Origin of the sequence: Janthinobacterium rivuli (assembly GCF_009208735.1) — a bacterium.
Classification (GTDB): domain Bacteria; phylum Pseudomonadota; class Gammaproteobacteria; order Burkholderiales; family Burkholderiaceae_D; genus Janthinobacterium.
The window spans coordinates 164,403-181,037 of the sequence record NZ_WFLJ01000005.1 but is presented as its reverse complement, the minus strand read 5'-3'; the positions used below and the strand labels follow the sequence as shown (position 1 = coordinate 181,037).

20 protein-coding genes are annotated in these 16,635 nt (G+C 61.8%); 8 read left to right on the top strand and 12 right to left on the bottom strand.

The window, feature by feature from the left end; all coding sequences use genetic code 11:
* The first annotated feature begins 188 nt into the window (after window positions 1-188).
* Window positions 189-641 carry an Hsp20/alpha crystallin family protein gene (locus tag GCN78_RS08435; protein ID WP_152251306.1) on the top strand — a complete coding sequence of 151 codons (453 nt, stop codon included), beginning with the start codon at window positions 189-191 and terminating at the stop codon, window positions 639-641.
* 98 nt (window positions 642-739) lie between these two features.
* On the opposite strand, the gene GCN78_RS08430 is transcribed toward GCN78_RS08435, so the two are convergent.
* Window positions 740-2,086, bottom strand: coding sequence for an MFS transporter (locus GCN78_RS08430; RefSeq protein WP_152251305.1), 1,347 nt, complete (start codon window positions 2,084-2,086; stop codon window positions 740-742).
* Between the two features lie 217 nt (window positions 2,087-2,303).
* Between GCN78_RS08430 and cyoA the strand changes: the two genes are divergently transcribed.
* From cyoA to GCN78_RS08395, 7 genes are all read left to right on the top strand, one after another.
* Window positions 2,304-3,287: a ubiquinol oxidase subunit II gene (gene cyoA / locus GCN78_RS08425; RefSeq protein WP_152251304.1), complete on the top strand. Its 984-nt coding sequence runs from the start codon at window positions 2,304-2,306 to the stop codon at window positions 3,285-3,287.
* A 90-nt stretch (window positions 3,288-3,377) separates the two neighbouring features.
* Window positions 3,378-5,381, top strand: coding sequence for a cytochrome o ubiquinol oxidase subunit I (gene cyoB / locus GCN78_RS08420; protein WP_152251303.1), 2,004 nt, complete (start codon window positions 3,378-3,380; stop codon window positions 5,379-5,381).
* A complete protein-coding gene (gene cyoC / locus GCN78_RS08415) occupies window positions 5,374-6,012 on the top strand; it encodes a cytochrome o ubiquinol oxidase subunit III (RefSeq protein ID WP_034788486.1) in 639 nt (212 codons plus the stop codon). Before cyoB ends, cyoC begins: the two co-directional genes overlap by 8 nt.
* Window positions 6,009-6,395: a cytochrome o ubiquinol oxidase subunit IV gene (cyoD, locus tag GCN78_RS08410; RefSeq protein ID WP_034748058.1), complete on the top strand. Its 387-nt coding sequence runs from the start codon at window positions 6,009-6,011 to the stop codon at window positions 6,393-6,395. The genes cyoC and cyoD overlap by 4 nt, the downstream gene beginning before the upstream one ends.
* Window positions 6,392-7,225, top strand: a complete 834-nt coding sequence (locus GCN78_RS08405; RefSeq protein ID WP_152251302.1) for an SURF1 family protein — start codon at window positions 6,392-6,394, stop codon at window positions 7,223-7,225. The genes cyoD and GCN78_RS08405 overlap by 4 nt, the downstream gene beginning before the upstream one ends.
* Window positions 7,209-8,558 carry an ATP-binding protein gene (locus GCN78_RS08400; protein ID WP_152251301.1) on the top strand — a complete coding sequence of 450 codons (1,350 nt, stop codon included), beginning with the start codon at window positions 7,209-7,211 and terminating at the stop codon, window positions 8,556-8,558. Before GCN78_RS08405 ends, GCN78_RS08400 begins: the two co-directional genes overlap by 17 nt.
* Window positions 8,548-9,084 carry a response regulator transcription factor gene (locus tag GCN78_RS08395; protein WP_034788474.1) on the top strand — a complete coding sequence of 179 codons (537 nt, stop codon included), beginning with the start codon at window positions 8,548-8,550 and terminating at the stop codon, window positions 9,082-9,084. The genes GCN78_RS08400 and GCN78_RS08395 overlap by 11 nt, the downstream gene beginning before the upstream one ends.
* 91 nt (window positions 9,085-9,175) lie before the next feature.
* Here the strand turns inward: GCN78_RS08395 and GCN78_RS08390 are convergent, their stop codons facing one another.
* The 11 genes from GCN78_RS08390 to selD all read right to left on the bottom strand — a co-directional run bounded on the left by GCN78_RS08390 (window position 9,176) and on the right by selD (window position 16,626).
* Entirely contained in the window at window positions 9,176-9,574 is a 399-nt protein-coding gene (locus GCN78_RS08390; protein WP_152251300.1) for a hypothetical protein, read from the bottom strand.
* Between the two features lie 38 nt (window positions 9,575-9,612).
* Window positions 9,613-10,272, bottom strand: a complete 660-nt coding sequence (locus GCN78_RS08385; RefSeq protein WP_152251299.1) for a hypothetical protein — start codon at window positions 10,270-10,272, stop codon at window positions 9,613-9,615.
* A 219-nt stretch (window positions 10,273-10,491) separates the two neighbouring features.
* Window positions 10,492-10,719: a hypothetical protein gene (locus tag GCN78_RS08380; RefSeq protein WP_226939532.1), complete on the bottom strand. Its 228-nt coding sequence runs from the start codon at window positions 10,717-10,719 to the stop codon at window positions 10,492-10,494.
* Between the two features lie 33 nt (window positions 10,720-10,752).
* Window positions 10,753-11,238 (bottom strand): GNAT family N-acetyltransferase, encoded by a 486-nt coding sequence (locus GCN78_RS08375; RefSeq protein ID WP_193316662.1) that lies wholly within the window; start codon window positions 11,236-11,238, stop codon window positions 10,753-10,755.
* A 23-nt stretch (window positions 11,239-11,261) separates the two neighbouring features.
* On the bottom strand, window positions 11,262-11,612 hold the full coding sequence (locus GCN78_RS08370; RefSeq protein WP_152251297.1) for a hypothetical protein: 351 nt from the start codon (window positions 11,610-11,612) through the stop codon (window positions 11,262-11,264).
* 160 nt (window positions 11,613-11,772) lie between these two features.
* Window positions 11,773-12,138, bottom strand: a complete 366-nt coding sequence (locus tag GCN78_RS08365) for a hypothetical protein (protein ID WP_152251296.1) — start codon at window positions 12,136-12,138, stop codon at window positions 11,773-11,775.
* A gap of 26 nt (window positions 12,139-12,164) precedes the next feature.
* Window positions 12,165-12,965 carry a phosphonate ABC transporter, permease protein PhnE gene (gene phnE, locus GCN78_RS08360; RefSeq protein WP_152251295.1) on the bottom strand — a complete coding sequence of 267 codons (801 nt, stop codon included), beginning with the start codon at window positions 12,963-12,965 and terminating at the stop codon, window positions 12,165-12,167.
* Complete coding sequence (locus GCN78_RS08355; protein ID WP_152251294.1) at window positions 12,962-13,774, bottom strand: PhnE/PtxC family ABC transporter permease; 813 nt, start codon at window positions 13,772-13,774, stop codon at window positions 12,962-12,964. Before GCN78_RS08355 ends, phnE begins: the two co-directional genes overlap by 4 nt.
* Before the next feature lie 11 nt (window positions 13,775-13,785).
* A complete protein-coding gene (locus tag GCN78_RS08350) occupies window positions 13,786-14,598 on the bottom strand; it encodes a phosphonate ABC transporter ATP-binding protein (RefSeq protein ID WP_152251293.1) in 813 nt (270 codons plus the stop codon).
* Window positions 14,599-14,665: 67 nt separating this feature from the next.
* On the bottom strand, window positions 14,666-15,535 hold the full coding sequence (locus GCN78_RS08345; RefSeq protein ID WP_152251292.1) for a putative selenate ABC transporter substrate-binding protein: 870 nt from the start codon (window positions 15,533-15,535) through the stop codon (window positions 14,666-14,668).
* 26 nt (window positions 15,536-15,561) lie between these two features.
* A complete protein-coding gene (selD, locus tag GCN78_RS08340) occupies window positions 15,562-16,626 on the bottom strand; it encodes a selenide, water dikinase SelD (RefSeq protein ID WP_152251291.1) in 1,065 nt (354 codons plus the stop codon).
* Window positions 16,627-16,635: the final 9 nt, after the last annotated feature.

Sequence of the window (16,635 nt, the reverse complement as noted above, 5' to 3'; positions counted from 1 at the left end):
GCGGGTAATTGCCGACTTGCAAGCCTGTGTAAAGCGCGGTAGCGCACAGATCAAAGTAGATGGAAAATCAAGGTGGCCACGATTGAGACAGATCAAGGAGGCAGTCGATTCGCGTCCTAAGATGCTGATGGAGGTGGCGTCCCTGGCGATGCTCACCCTGTACCAGCCAACCCATGCAGGAGGACATCATGGCCAATCATTTGATACAGCGCGATGCGCTCAATCCCTTGGGGCGTTTCGACCCCTTCAGCGACATGGAAGACATGATGCGCGATTTCTTCTTGCCTGCCATGCGCGTGCGCGACGAGGGCAATGGACGCATGCGTGTCGACATTGCCGAAACCGAGCAAGCCTATCAGGTGCAGGCGGACATTCCAGGCGTGCATAAAGACGATATCAAGGTGTCCATCGATGGCAACCGCGTCTCCATCAGTGCCGAACTCAAGGATGAGAGAGTGACGCGCGACGGCGGCGGCAAGGTCGTGCGCAGCGAGCGCGAGTACGGCCAGCAATACCGCAGCTTCGTGTTGCCGCACGAGGTGGACGAGGCCGGCGCGCAGGCCCGCTATGAAAAAGGCGTGCTGTTGCTGGACTTGCCGAAGACGGAGGGCGCGGGCGGGCGGCAACTGGCGATACAGTGAGCCGGGTCGGGCGCCAGCTACAGCCTGGGGCATGAAAAAACGCCGGACGGGGCCGGCGTTTTTTCAGTGCTGCGCGCGCTGCGCTGTATACATATATGTCAGTCGCGGATTTCCAGCGCCCGGTTCAGGCTCAGGGCGGCCAGCGAGGCGACGGCGCCCGACAGCAGGTAGAAGCTGACATAGGCGAGGCCGAAGTTGGCTGACAGGCCCAGCGCCACCAGCGGGGCGAAGCCGGCGCCGACCAGCCAGGCCAGGTCGGAAGTCAGGGCCGCACCCGTGTAGCGGAAGCGGGCAGGGAAGTTGGCCGTCACGGCGCCGGCCGCTTGACCGTAGGACAGGCCCAGCAGGCTGAAGCCGACGAGGATGAAGACGTCCTGGCCCGCATTGCCGCCGCCCATCAGAGTCGGCACGAAGGCGCTGAAGATGGCGATCAGCACGGCCAGCACGCCCAGGGTGGTGCGGCGGCCCACCTTGTCGGCCAGCACGCCGGAAATCACCACGCCGACGGCGGCCAGCACGGCGCCCATCATCTGGATTTGCAGGAAGTCCGAGGCCGAACGCGTCTGGTAGACGGAAATCCACGACAGCGGGAACACGGTGACCAGGTGGAACAGGGCGTAGCTGGCCAGCGCGGCCAGGGCGCCGATCAGCACGTTGCGGCCCTGGCCACGGCTCATTTCAAACACGCTCACGGGCTGCAGTTCGCGTTCGTCGAGCAGGCGCGCATATTCATTCGTCGACACCAGGCGCAGACGGGCAAACAGGGCCACCACGTTGATGGCGAAGGCCACATAGAACGGATAGCGCCAGCCCCAGTCGAGGAAGTCTTCATCCGTCAGGGTGGTCAGCATGAACCAGAACAGGCCGGCGGCGATCAGGAAGCCGGTGGGCGCGCCCAGCTGACCCAGCATGGCGTACCAGCCGCGCTTGTTTTCCGGCGCGTTCAGGGCCAGCAGCGAGGGCAAGCCATCCCAGGAACCGCCCAGCGCCACGCCCTGGCCGATGCGCAGCACGGACAGCCAGATGATGGCGGCAAAGCCCAGGTGGGCGTAGGTCGGCAGGAAGGCGATGCCGGCCGTGGACACGCCCAGCAGGAAGAGGGCGAAGGTCAGCTTGGCGCTGCGGCCCATGCGGCGCTGGATCTCCATGAAGAGCACGGTGCCGAACGGGCGGGCGATGAAGGCGAACGAGAAGATCAGGAAGGCATATAATGTGCCCTCCAGGCGCTCTTCAAACGGGAAGAAGACGCGCGGAAACACCAGCACCGAGGCGATGGCGTAGACGAAGAAGTCGAAGTATTCGGAAGCGCGGCCGATGATCACGCCGACGGCGATCTCACCGGGGTCGATGTGCGATTCGACCGTGCCGGCCCCGCGTGCGTCGCGCAGGGAGTGGGGGGAAAAGTCGGCGGGTACATCCCCGCTGTGTGTGCGCGTGCTGGACATGATGATCGTCTCCAATATAGTTTCGAGTTCGGCCAACGCGTAACATACCCCGGGTGTCTCACGCCCGGAGTAGGACTATTCAATAGATAGCTATAGGAAAACTCCTCAACCACCGAGTGAAAATCCGAGCAAGGGGTAGGACAAAACGTCCAATTGCCAACGCGCTCCAGTGAGAATACAGTACCATATCTTCATCCCCTGTACTGGACTTTCCTGTATGTTTTCATTAAAAGTTCGTCGCGGACTGCTTCTTTTACCTCTCGCATTGTTGGCTGGTTGCAATACGGTGGTACTGAATCCGTCCGGTGACATCGCAGTTCAGCAAGGCAATCTGATTGTCATCTCGACATTGCTGATGCTGTTGATTATCGTTCCGGTAATCGCCCTGACCCTGCTTTTCGCATGGCGCTATAGAAAAAATAACACCGCGGCCAAATACGAGCCGGACTGGGACCACTCGACTCGCCTCGAGTTGATCATCTGGGGCGCGCCCCTGTTGATCATCATCGTGCTGGGCCTGCTGACCTGGATCAGCACCCACACCCTCGATCCATACCGCCCATTGAGCCGTATCGACGCCAACCGCCCGATTCCTGCCAGTCACAAGCCGATGATCGTCGAAGTCGTGGCCCTGGACTGGAAATGGCTGTTCATCTACCCGGAACAAGGCATCGCTTCCGTGAATGAACTGTATGCGCCCGTCGATCGTCCGATCCGCTTCAAGATCACCGCGTCGTCCGTCATGAACTCGTTCTTCATCCCCGCACTGGCAGGTCAGATCTACGCCATGCCGGGCATGGAAACGCAGTTGAATGCCGTCATCAACAAGCCTGGCGTCTATAAAGGCTTCTCCGCGAACTACAGCGGTGCCGGTTTCTCGGGCATGCGCTTCAAGTTCCACGGCGTGAATGATGCGGACTTCGACAAATGGGTGGAATCGGCACGTGCCGGTGGCGGCGCGCTGAACCGCGACGACTACCTGTCGCTGGCCCAGCCTAGCGAACGTGATCCGGTGCGCCGCTACAGCGCCGTGCCTAACGATCTGTACAAGGCAATTCTGAACCGCACCATCGTTTCCGACGCCCTGTGCGTGACGCCGGTCCAGCCATACAAATTGACGATGGCAAATAGCCCGGTAGCGGCCGTAACGGCAGTAGTCGCTAGCGATGCAGTCGTGGAAAAGGGCGTTCAAGCCAAGTAACCACTGCATGAATCCCGCAGCGCATCGTAGTGGCGCTGCAGATACTGGCGCCGCTTGCCTGGCGCCTCCCTTTTTTCTCTGAGAGTAACAATGCTAGACCATATTGATCTGACGAAGCTTATATTCGGCCGTCTGACTTGGGATGCAATTCCATTTCACGAACCTATCCTGCTGGCGACCTTTGCGATGGTCGCCCTGGGCGGTATCGCACTCGTTGCGGCACTGACGTATTTCCGCGTCTGGGGTACCCTGTGGCGCGACTGGATCACCAGTATCGACCATAAAAAAATCGGTATCATGTACATGATCCTGGGCCTCGTCATGCTGTTGCGCGGCTTTGCCGACGCGCTCATGATGCGTACCCAGCAGGCGATCGCCTTTGGCGACAATGCCGGCTTCCTGCCACCGCATCACTACGACCAGATCTTCACCGCCCACGGCGTGATCATGATCTTCTTCGTCGCGATGCCTTTCGTGACGGGTCTGATGAACTACGTGGTACCGCTGCAAATCGGCGCGCGCGACGTGGCTTTCCCTTTCCTGAACAACTTCAGCTTCTGGATGACCACCATGGGCGCCGCCCTGGTCATGGCTTCGCTGTTCGTCGGCGAATTCGCCCGCACGGGCTGGCTGGCGTATCCACCGCTGTCGGGCATCGTCGGCAGTCCGGACGTGGGGGTAGACTATTACATCTGGTCCTTGCAGATTGCCGGGGTCGGAACGCTATTGTCCGGTGTCAACCTGATCGCCACCATCGTCAAGATGCGCGCGCCAGGCATGACCTGGATGAAAATGCCGGTCTTCACCTGGACCGCACTGTGCACCAACATCCTGATCGTCGCCGCCTTCCCGGTGCTGACGGCTGTATTGGCCATGCTGTCGCTGGACCGCGTTGCCGGCTTTAACTTCTTCACGACGGAACTGGGCGGCAACGCCATGATGTACGTCAACCTGATCTGGATCTGGGGTCACCCGGAGGTGTACATCCTGATCCTGCCGCTGTTCGGCGTGTTCTCGGAAGTCGTCGCCACGTTCAGCAGCAAGCGCCTGTTCGGCTACGCCTCGATGGTGTACGCCACCTGCGTCATCATGATCCTGTCGTACCTGGTATGGCTGCATCACTTCTTCACCATGGGTTCGGGCGCCAGCGTCAACTCCTTCTTCGGCATCACGACGATGATCATTTCGATCCCGACGGGCGCGAAGATTTTCAACTGGCTGTTTACCATGTACCGCGGCCGTATCCGCTTCGAACTGCCGATGCTGTGGACGATCGGCTTCATGGTCACCTTCACCATCGGCGGCATGACCGGCGTATTGCTGGCCGTACCACCGGCGGACTTCGTGCTGCACAACAGCCTGTTCCTGATCGCCCACTTCCATAACGTGATTATCGGCGGCGTGGTCTTCGGTGTGTTCGCCGCGATCAACTACTGGTACCCGAAAGCCTTCGGCTACAAGCTCGACGCGTTCTGGGGCAAGTGCTCGTTCTGGTTCTGGTTCGTCGGTTTCTACCTGGCCTTCATGCCGCTGTACGTGCTGGGCCTGATGGGCGTGACCCGTCGTGTCAACCACTTTGAAGATCCATCCTTGCAAATCTGGACCATCATCGCCTGGTTTGGCGCCGTCTCGATCGCATTGGGTATCGCTTCCATGCTGATCCAGTTCTTCGTCAGCTACCGCAACCGTCACGCCCTGCGCGACGTGACCGGCGACCCATGGGGCGGCCGTACGCTGGAATGGTCGACGTCGTCGCCACCGCCAGACTATAATTTCGCCTTCACGCCACAAGTGCATGAACTCGATGCATGGACTGACATGAAGAAACACGGTTACCAGCGTCCGACGTCCGGTTTCACGAAGATCCACATGCCGAAGAACACCTGGGCTGGTTTCGTGATCGCCGCACTGTCCGCACTGGTCGGTTTTGGCCTGATCTGGCAAATGTGGCTCGTCGCCAGCGTTGGCTTCGTGATCATGATGGTCGCCATCATCGTCCATACCTTTAACTACAAGCGCGATTACTACATTCCTGCGGAAGAAGTGGTCCGTACCGAAGACGCTTATACTAAATTGCTGAGCAGCCATGTCTGATACCATCGCCCATAACACCGGCGCCGCTGGCGCCGCACCAAGCACGCGCAGCTACTTCGTGCGCGAGCACCACCCGGAAAACGGCAGCTTGCTGGGTTTCTGGCTCTACCTGATGAGCGATTGCCTGATCTTCGCCTGTCTGTTCGCCACGTACGCCGTGGTCGGCCGCAGCTACGCGGACGGCCCGACGGGCGCCGCGCTGTTCGACCTGCCGCTGGTGGCCGTCAACACGGCCATGCTGCTGCTGTCGTCGATCACCTACGGCTTCGCCATGCTGGCCATGCAGCGCAAGCAATTGCGCAGCACCCTGGTCTGGCTGGGCATCACGGGCCTGTTCGGCCTGGCTTTCCTGTCGCTGGAAATGTATGAATTCATTCATCTGATCCACGAAGGCGCCGGTCCGCAGCGCAGCGCGTTCCTGTCGTCGTTCTTCGCCCTGGTCGGTACCCACGGCTTGCACGTGACGTTCGGCGTGATCTGGCTCGTGACCCTGATGTTCCAGTTGAACAAGCATGGCCTGACCCCGGAAAACGGCCGTCGCATGATGTGCCTGTCGCTGTTCTGGCACTTCCTGGACGTCATCTGGATCGGCGTCTTCACCTTTGTTTACCTGATGGGAGTGCTGCCATGAGCGACCACCACACACACGGCGATAGCCACCACCATGACAATCACGACCATGGCAGCCTGAAAAGCTACACCATCGGCTTCATCCTGTCGGTGATCCTGACGGCCATTCCTTTCTGGCTGGTGATGACGAAAGCCATCACCAACTCGGGCACCATGGGCCTGGTCCTGCTGGCGTTCGCGGCTGTTCAAGTGGTGGTGCACATGGTGTACTTCCTGCACATGAACACCAAGTCCGAAGGCGGCTGGAACATGATGGCGCTGATCTTCACGATCATGATCGTGGGCATTGCCATGGCCGGTTCCCTGTGGGTCATGTACCACATGAACCACAACATGATGCCGGATCTGATGCCTGAGTACATGCATACGAAAACGGCTCCATGATGAGTAATACGCGCCCAAGCAATACCGGGCGCGCCCCTGGCGCCGCATCGCAAGATGCCGCGCCAGGCCCACGCGGCATGGTCGTGCGATATGCACTGGCCTTGCTGGCGGGGATCTTGTTTGCCGGTTTCTGTGCCCTGGGCACCTGGCAAGTCAAGCGCCTGTTCTGGAAGCTTGACCTGATCGAGCGCGTCGAACAACGCGTACATGCGCCCGCAACGGACGCACCTGGCCCCGCAGCCTGGGCCAGCATTACGCCTCAAACGGATGAATACCGCCACGTGCGACTCTCCGGTACGTATCTCCCCATTTTCAATACCCTGGTGCAAGCAACGACGGCACTGGGCAGCGGTTACTGGCTGGTGACGCCTTTGCGCCTGGCCGATGGCAGCACCGTGCTGATCAACCGCGGCTTCGTGCCCAAGCGCGAAAGCATCGCCGCCGGCACGCCGGCCGGCATCGTCGAGGTCGACGGCTTGCTGCGCATCAGCGAGACGGGCGGCGGTTTCCTGCGCGAAAACAGTCCTGCCACCCAGCACTGGTATTCGCGCGACGTGGCCGCCATCGGCGCCTCGCACATGCTGAGCAACGTGGCGCCATACTTCGTCGATGCGAAGGCAAAGTCGGAAACGGCCAGCGACGCTCCCGTCGGTGGCCTGACCGTGATTTCCTTCCACAACAACCACCTCGTGTATGCCTTGACGTGGTTCGCCCTGGCCTTGATGGTGGCCGGCATCACGTGGTGGATCGTGCGCGAAGACCGCAAGCGCCGTGCGCGCCGCGCCGCCGGTCACAATACGCAAGAAAGCGACCATGCCGGGCAGGATTGAGATCCTGCCCAACCGCGAGGTCTTAGAGCGCGGTGCGGTGGCGGCCGAGATGGAACATCCGGCTGGCCACCAGAACATGAAGCTGCTGATCCAGCTGCGCTGGCTGGCCGTGATCGGCCAGATCAGCACGATCTTCGGCGTGGGCGTGGGACTGGGCATCGCCTTGCCCGTGCCCTACATGCTCGAAGTGCTGTCCTGCCTCATCGCCTTCAACCTTGCCAGCCTGCTGCGCTGGCACGAACGCCAGCCCGTCTCGAACACGGCGCTGTTCCTCGCCTTGCTGGTCGACGTCACCGTGCTGACGGCCCAGCTGTACCTGAGCGGCGGCATCAGCAACCCGTTCGCCTTCCTGTATCTGCTGCAAGTCATCCTCAGCGCCGTGCTGCTGGAAGTGTGGTCGACGTGGATCATGGTGGCCATCACCAGCCTGTGCCTGGCCGGCCTGGCCGTGCTGCCCGGCCCCTTGATCCTGCCGATCGACCCCGAGCGGGGCTTTTCCAGCCTGTACGTGCAAGGCTTGCTGATCTGTTTCATCCTGAACGCCGCCTTGCTCGTGGTGTTCATCACGCGCATCAACCGCAACCAGCGGGCCGGCGACGCCAAGGTGGCCGATTTGCGCCAGCGCGCGGCGGAAGAGGAACACATCGTCCGCATGGGCTTGCTTGCCTCGGGCGCCGCGCACGAACTGGGCACGCCGTTGGCGACGCTGTCCGTCATCCTCGGCGACTGGCGCCGCATGCCGGAACTGAGCAAGAATAGCGAATTGCTGGAAGAGATCACGGAGATGCAGGCGCAGTTGCAGCGCTGCAAGAGCATCGTCAGCGGCATCTTGCTGTCGGCGGGCGAGGCGCGCGGCGAATCGTCCGTGAAAACGACGATCAATACCTTCCTCAACGACCTCGTCGACGAGTGGCGCGTCAGCCGCCCGATCCAGGGTTTCGAGTACGATAACCGCATCGAGCACGACGTGCCCGTCGTCTTCGATTCGACCCTGAAACAAACGATTTGCAATGTGCTCGACAATGCGCTCGAAGCGTCGCCCGAGTGGCTGCGCTTCGAAGCGACGCGCGAAGCGGACGCCTTGCACCTGGTTATCACCGATGCGGGTCCCGGCTTCGAGCCGTCGATGCTGACACACTTGGGCAAGCCGTATCAAAGCAGCAAGGGTAAACCCGGCGGCGGACTCGGACTGTTCCTGGTGGTGAATGTCGCGCGTACCCTGGGCGGTACGGTGACGGCGCGCAACAGGGTGCAGGGCGGGGCGGTGGTGCACCTGGCCTTGCCGCTGGCGGCCATCAAACTGGAAAGAGAAAGCGACCACCATGCAGGATGACCGTCTGTTACTGATCGTGGAAGACGACGCCGCGTTTGCCCGCACCCTGGGCCGCTCGTTCGAGCGGCGCGGCTACCAGGTCATCCTGGCCACCAATTTCGACGAGGCCAGCGCCTTGCTGGAACAGCATTGCCCCGACTACGCCGTCGTCGATTTGAAGCTCAATGGCAACACGTCGGGCCTGGCGTGCGTGCAGATGCTGCACCAGCACGACCCGGAGATGCTGATCGTCGTGCTCACCGGCTACGCCAGCATCGGCACGGCCGTCGAAGCGATCAAGCTGGGCGCCTGCCAGTACCTGGCGAAACCGTCGAACACGGACGACATCGAAGCGGCCTTCGGCCACGTGGCTGGCAACGCCGACATCGAACTGACCAACCGTGCCACCAACATCAAGACCCTGGAATGGGAACGCATCCACGAAATGCTGGCCGAGACGGATTTCAATATCTCGGAAACGGCGCGACGACTGGGCATGCACCGGCGCACCCTGGCGCGCAAGCTGGAAAAGCAGCGGGTGAAATAACTGCTGAAATTGTTGACCTGGCTGGTGGCGAACGAATGGGAAAGCGTCGTCGCCGCGCTATGCCAGGACAGTGGATGCAAGGTGCACGGCCTTAAAATCTGAAGCAGTGTGCCTGCTGGCCTTCGCTGCGCATAAATGGCACGGTCAGCAGCAGCGAAGTCTCGCGCTGGCAGGCCAGTAGCGCACCCTTTGCGTTATCCACCCCTTTTTCTATAAAGCTTCGTTTCCACGCGCGCGCCAATGCCATGGACAGCGCTGTTTCGGATGCCGCTGAATTGACTTCAACTGTCGTGAATGCCGGAACTTTGCCGTCGGATGGAATTTGTAATACATCAGGCAACTCTTTTTGGATGGCGCGAACCAACGATGCGCCGTCCGATGCCATGCATTGTTCGATATCATCGATACCGCAATTGGCCGTCTTGCCAGTCCGGGCGAATGAAGGCGACATGATGCCGATCACGATTGCAAAGAATATGATGCTTCTCATTTTCAATATGATGCCCGTATTTTTTCGTGGCGGCCAGGCTAATCGTTGTCGAACGTCAGTTCGAGCACGCTGTCATCGCTCCAGTCCTGCTCCCGCAGCGGTGGCGTGAACGACGCGCCGCTGAAGGGCACGGGCGCGCTTCTGCCGTTATAACTGATCGTCGCGGCCGTGATGCGCCGCGCTTCGGCAAAGCTGTAGGTGCCCTTGTGCGACACGAAATTGCACGGGCCGCCCATGGCGCTCATCGCCGTGCGCATGGCGAAAGGCAGGGTGTCCTTGTCGATGGCCCAATGGACTTCGCACGCCAGCCGCAGGTCGCCCAGGCGGCGCAGCGTGTCGCTGGTCGCCGCGCTCCTGACGTACGGTATCCACCTGACCGAGCCCGCCTTGCGGTTCACGGTCAGCTCGGCCTTCTCATACAGCGGCCCCTGTTCGACGGGCAGGGTGAAGATATTGCCTTCCCCCAGCGGTATCACCATGCCCGCCTCGTCGCTTTCCAGCCTGAGCGTGACGGCGTCCATGTCGACATCGGCACGGCGCGGTTGCAGGATGAAGCGCAGTTGCGCGCCAGGCGCCAGGCCGTGCTTTTCCTCGAAGCGTTTGACGCCCTTGAGCATGGCGCTGTAGGGTTTCCAGTCCGGATCGCGGATGCCTTTGACATTGACGGACGCCGCCGCATCCTGCCCGGATGGTTCCACGGCTTGATCGGTATCCGCGCAAGCCTGTACCGCGGCGCCGTATAAACACAGCAGAAGACTAGCTTTTTGGATTGCACGCATATGCTATCTTTCTACTCATCAGTGAAAACGTGAGTGTAGAAAAAAACACAGATGCGGGCAGGTTTTTAAGACAGGATGTCCATCGGGATGAATGGAATGCTTGAAACCGCTGTTTTTCCGCATGAGGCGTATCTGCATTTACATCAATGCCATCAGCAAGCCGGAAGCAATGACAATTGCCGCAAGCAGGGCAACGGCAAAGCGATTGTGGGGCCGCCCCTTTGCTGGCGGGTAGCGACCCAGCGTGAGTAGCCGCAGCATTGCCCAGCCCGGCCAATAGAACAGCTTTTCAATGACGGTGCCTAACACACCATACATCAACAGGCGAACGATCCAGACGATGGCGTCAAAAATCCAGTCAAGCACGGTTCATCTTTTGGCTGTGCCAACGGAGTGGGTTCATGCCGCCGCCCGCCATTCCATCTTCTGCACCTGGATATGCGGATGGCTTTCCAGCGCTTCCCATTCCGGCAAGAAGACGAAGCCCTGTTTCTGGTAAAACGCGGCCGCGCGGGTGTTCTCCGGCGCCACGTCGAGCACCAGCCGACCGTGGCCGTGGCCGACGGCGCATTGTTTCACGGCATCGACCAGTCCTTGCGCCACGGCCAGGCCCCGATAGTCGGGATGTACCCACATGGCGATCAGGTGGCATACACCATCGGCGGCCACCACTTGCGCGGCCAGGCCGATCGGCTGCTCCCCATCGAAGGCGAGGAAAAACGTGCGTTGCGGCGTGCTGACGGCGCGTTGTTGCCAGTCCGCATCGGAGAAACCGGCCGCGCTGGCGTGGCTGGCGCCGAAGGCCGCGGGGGCGTCGAGCAGGGCGGCCAGACGCGTCGCTTTCAGGGCTTGCCAGTCGCCGGCGGTGGTGGGGCGAATAATCATATTCTTCAAATCTGCGACATTCCTTAACTGGTCGGCGCGGCCGTGGCGGACGACATCTTCTTGTACGCTTCCGCCAGCATCGTGACGGTCGCCACGTCGTTCACGCTGCGCGCTTCGATGATGGTCTCGCCGGCCTGGATGGTGACATCACCGTTCGCGTAGGTGGCGGGAAAGCGCCGCTCGGTGATCTTGTTGGTGACGACATTGCGTGCGTAGCGCAGCGCGACGAGCTGCTCGCCTTCCTGCCTGATGACGACATAATTCGGCACGGTGGTGCGTTCCAGTTTCCACGTGCCGATAAAGTCTTCGACAGGGGCGGCGCTGGCGTGCAGCGCACAGCACGTGGCGAGGGCGCCCAGTAGCGGTTTTTTCATGGTGTTGACAGCCTATGCAAGAGTGGCCTGCGGTGCAGGAAAATACGTCCATCATGCTTGAATGGCGTGGCGCTCAGCTATGGGATGGCGCCATCCATTGAAGTATTTGACAATATTAACAGGTACGCAGGCTTGCGCATTCGTATTTGTTGCATACGACTTAAGACTGGTCCCACACTTCAATGCTCAGCAGTTGCCCGGGCGCGCAGGCGGCGATACGCTGCGGATGCACGGTAATGCTGCCGGGCCAGCCCGTCAACGTATCTTGCGGAAATTCACCTTCCTGCGCCTCGGCAATGCCTGCCTGCAGCAGGGGAACGATGACGTCGGCCGAAGCCGTGTAGCGGTTGGGGAAGCCGTTAAAGGTCAGCTGGGTCGCCTTGCCCTGCGCGCACAGTTGCGCGATCCAGTCCGCACCGAACAGGCCCGCTTCCCAGGTGGCGAGCAATGCCTCCTTGTTGACTTTCGTCATATCGGCCAGCTGTTGCGGCGTTTCTGTCGAGATAATGGTCCACCAGCCTGACATGGGCAATCCCTTGCGAAGAATAAAAATTAACGGGTCATGGCACGGCGCAGCAGGTAGCTGAGGCCGTCCACGGCGGCCACCATCAGCAGCATGGCGACGATGACGGTGGCGGCGTTCTGCATCTGGAACAGCGACAAGTGATATTTCAGCATCTGCCCCAGGCCGCCCGCACCGACGACGCCGAGGATGGCGGCGGCGCGGATATTGTTTTCCCAGCGGTACAGGGTGTAGGACATCATCTGCGGGCTGCATTGCGGCAAAGTCGCATACAGGAACGCCACGGCAGGGCGCGCGCCATTGATGCGCAAGGTCGCCGCCGGCAAGGGTGGGCAATTCTCGAAGGCATCGGCAAACAAGCGGCCCAGCACGCCCACCGTGTGCAGCGCCAACGCCAGGGTCCCCGCGAACGGGCCCAGGCCGGCGGCGATCAGCAAAATCGACGCCCACACCAGTTCGGGAATGGAGCGCAGCACGTTCAACACGCCGCGCGTCGCATTGCGCGCCACGTTGCCGAAGCGCCCGCTGGCGGGCAGGGCCAGCAGCGCGCCCAGGACGGCCGCGATCACCGTGCCGATGGCCGACATGGCCAGCGTTTCGAACGTGGCGATGCCCACTTTCATGAGGAAGGGGCTGGACAGCTCCGGCGGGGCGAAGCCGTGCAGGAAGTCGGCCGTCGTGCGCACGGCGTCGGCACTGAAGAACTCGCCCCATTTCAGGGGCAGGGTGGCGAAGCTGGCGACGACCAGCAACACTAAGCCAGCCAGCAAGGCCCAGGTGGACCAGCGCACGCGAGGGGGAACCGGCAGCATCGCCGTGTCGCTCTTCATGCCAGCCTCCGGCGCAGCATGGCGGACACGGCGTCGGCGCCCGCCACCAGCAGCACGAACACCATCAGCATGGTGGCCAGTTCGCTGCCCGCCATCATTTTCATCGATTCATCCATGCGCTGCCCCAGGCCGCCCGCGCCGACAAAACCCATGACGACGGAGCCGCGGATCGCGCATTCCCAGCGGTAAATGGTGTACGACACGAGTTCGGCGGCCGATTCGGGCAAGGCGCCGTACAGCAAGGCTTTCAGGCGGCCGCTGCCGTTGTGCAGCAGGGCATTGCAGGCCGACGCGTCCGACGATTCGAGGATTTCCGCATACACCTTGCCCAGCATGCCGCAATAGGTGAGGGCGATGGCGATCACGCCCGCCGTCGGTCCCAGTCCGACGATGCGGACCAACAATAATGCCCAGACCAGTTCCGGCACGCTGCGCAGCAGCACCAGCAGCGCGCGCACGCCATGGCGCACGCTGGAGGCCAGGGGCGACACTTTGCCGGAGCCGATGCGCGAAATCGACAGGCGCTCCGTCACCAGCAAGGTCAAGGGGATGGCGCCCAGCATGGCCAGCGCCATGCCGGCCGTGGCCATGGCGATGGTTTCCCAGCTGGAAATGGCCACCAGTTGCAGGAATTCCAGCGAGTGGGCGGGCGGCACGAAGCTGGCAAGGAATTGCCAGGTGGCCGCCAGGCTTTGCGCATCCCATAAGATCCACGGCTTGAACTCGGCCTGCACCAGCATCGGCCACAGCACGAGCAGTGCCACGGCCGTGATGGTCAGGCGGCCGCGCCAGGCGGGATCGCGTGGCATGGCGGTGCTCGTCAGCAAAGCGGCCTCGCGGCATCCAGCTTCGTTTCCAGCACCTCGAGCAGGGGCGTCGGATCGGCCTTGTTGCGGTACAGTTCGGTGATCATGGCGTCGCTGACCTCGCTGCTGGGCAAGTCGAAGACGACCTGGCCATCGCGCAGGGCGACGATGCGCGTAAAGCAGGCGCGCGCAATCTCCACCTGGTGCAGGCTGCAGATCAGCGTGGCGTTGCGCGCCGTCGCTTCGGCCTGCAGCACATGGATCGTCTGCAAGGCCAGCGTGGGGTCGAGCGCGGAGAGCGGCTCGTCGACGAGGAAGACCTCGGCCTGCGACACGAGCGCGCGGGCCATGCCGCAGCGCTGGCGTTCGCCGCCGGACAGGCGGTCGACCCGCGCATACAGTTTATCCTGCAGCTTGAATTTGCCGAGCGCTTCCCACGCGGCGCGCGGATCGACGGGCGCCAGCAGCGAACGGATGGCCGTCCACAAGCTCCATTGCGGCAGCCTGCCGGCCAGCACGGCGTTGACGACCCGCTGGCGCGGCGGCAAGGGCGGCGTTTGCGGGGCCAGGAACAGGCGCGCGCGCAAGGCGTGGCGCGCGGCGCTGCCGATCTGCCAGGGGGAAGCGCCCAGGATGGCCAGGGTGCCGGATTCGGGTCGTAGCGCGCACGCCAAGGTGTGCAGCAGGCTGGTCTTGCCGGCGCCGGAAGGGCCGATCAGGGCGATCTGCTCGCCCTGGGCCACGTCCAGGTCCAGCTTGCGCAGGGCCAGCGCATTGCCGGTGGCGCCCGCGTGGTGGACGCTGACCTTGTGAAGTTGGAATGTCATGCGAGATTTCGGTGTGGGGGAGTGTGCCGGATGCGTCCGCAGGACGCCATCCGGCAGGTTTCAGCAGTTACTTCAACAACTTGGCATCGCGCGCGGCCGCTTCGATATCCTTGTAGTTCTCGGCCTTGGTCGGAATGAACTTGGTGGCGCGCTGCAGGTCGAGGATTTCCTTGCCTTCCGGCGTGGATGGGTCCAGCGCCAGGAAGGCGTCCGTCAGCTTCTTGCGCACGACGGGGTTCATGTCGGCGCGCACGCTCCAGTTGTAATCGTAGTAGCCGGGCGTCGTGTAGAACACGCGCACCTTGCTTGGATCGACCTTTTTTGCTTCGACCAGTTTTTCCCAGACGGAAATGTTCAAGGTGCCCGCATCGACCTTGCCGCCGGCCACAGCCGCCACGGTGGCGTCATGCGCGCCGGAAAACGCGATGCGCTTCATGTCCGTGTCCGGGTTGATCTTGGCGGCCAGCAAGTAGTAGCGTGGCATCAAGTGGCCCGAGGTCGACGATTCCGAGCCGAACGTGAAATTCTTGCCCTTCAGGTCGGACAATTGGTTGATGTCCTTGCTGGTGGTCACAAATACCGAGCGGAATTTCGTGTCTTCCTCGCGCTGCACCAGCGGTACGATCTTGCCGCCGCTGCGCACGTTCGCTTGCACGAAGGTAAATCCGCCGAACCAGACCATGTCGAGCTTGTGATTGATCAAGCCTTCTACGGATGCCGCGTAATCGGTGACGGGCGTAAATTCCACCTTCATGCCCAGTTTTTTCTCCAGGTAGCTGCCCAGCGGCTTGAACTTGCGCTGCAACTCCGTCGGCGCTTCGTCGGGGATGGCCGACACGCGCAGTACTTGCTGCGCCTGCGCCAGGCCGCTGTGGATGGCCAGGGTGGCGGCGACGGTGGCCAGGATGGCGGGGAATTTGTTGGAGAACGTGGTCATGGGACTGCCTTTGCAAAAAATACTCATTAGATTACGGAAACCCCGATACTGCCATCCTGCATCTCACCGATGACGACGGCGTCGCCAAAGCCTTCGGCGCGGAAAATCGCCAGCACTTGCTCGACGGCTTCCGGCGCACAGGCCACCAGCAGGGGGCCGGCCGTTTGCGGGTCCGTCAGGATCGCCTTGTCGATGGCGCTCAGGCTGTCGGCCAGCGCCACTTGCGCGCCATAGCCCTGCCAGTTGCGACCGGAAGCGCCCGTGATGTTGCCATTCTGCGCCAGTTGCTGCACTTGCGGCAGCAGCGGCACATCGTCCATGGCGATGCGCGCCTGTAACTTGGCGCCGCGCGCCAGTTCCAGGGTGTGACCGAGCAAGCCGAAGCCCGTCACGTCCGTCAGCGCATGCACGCCTTCCAGCAGGGCCAGTTTCTTGCCCGGGGTATTCAATTTGGTGGTGTTGGCTATCAGGGAAGCGTAGCCATCCGCATCGAGCGCATTCTTCTTCAGCGCGGCCGACAAGATGCCCACGCCGATCGGCTTGCCCAATACCAGTTTATCGCCAGCGCGCGCGCCCGCGTTGCGTTTCACTTGCGACGGGTGGACCAGGCCCAGCACGACCAGGCCATAGATCGGTTCGACGGAATCGATGGTGTGGCCGCCCGCGATGGGGATGCCCGCCTGGGCGCAGATGGTTTCGCCGCCTTTCAAGATGAGGCCGATGGTTTCCACCGGCAGCTTGTTGATCGGCATGCCGACCAGGGCCAGCGCCATGATGGGCGTGCCGCCCATGGCGTACACGTCGGAAATGGCGTTGGTGGCGGCGATGCGGCCAAAGTCGAACGGGTCGTCGACGATGGGCATGAAGAAATCCGTGGTGGCGATCAGCGCCTGCTCGTCGTTGAGCTGGTAGACGGCCGCGTCATCCGAGGTTTCTATGCCAACCAGCAATTCCTTCGGCAAGGGAAAGCCGCCGCTGCCCTTCAAGATGTCGGCCAGCACGCCCGGCGCGATCTTGCAGCCGCAACCGCCGCCATGGGCAAATTCGGTCAACCGGATGGGTGTATTGGGTGTTGCTGCGCTATCGGACATGGTCGTCAT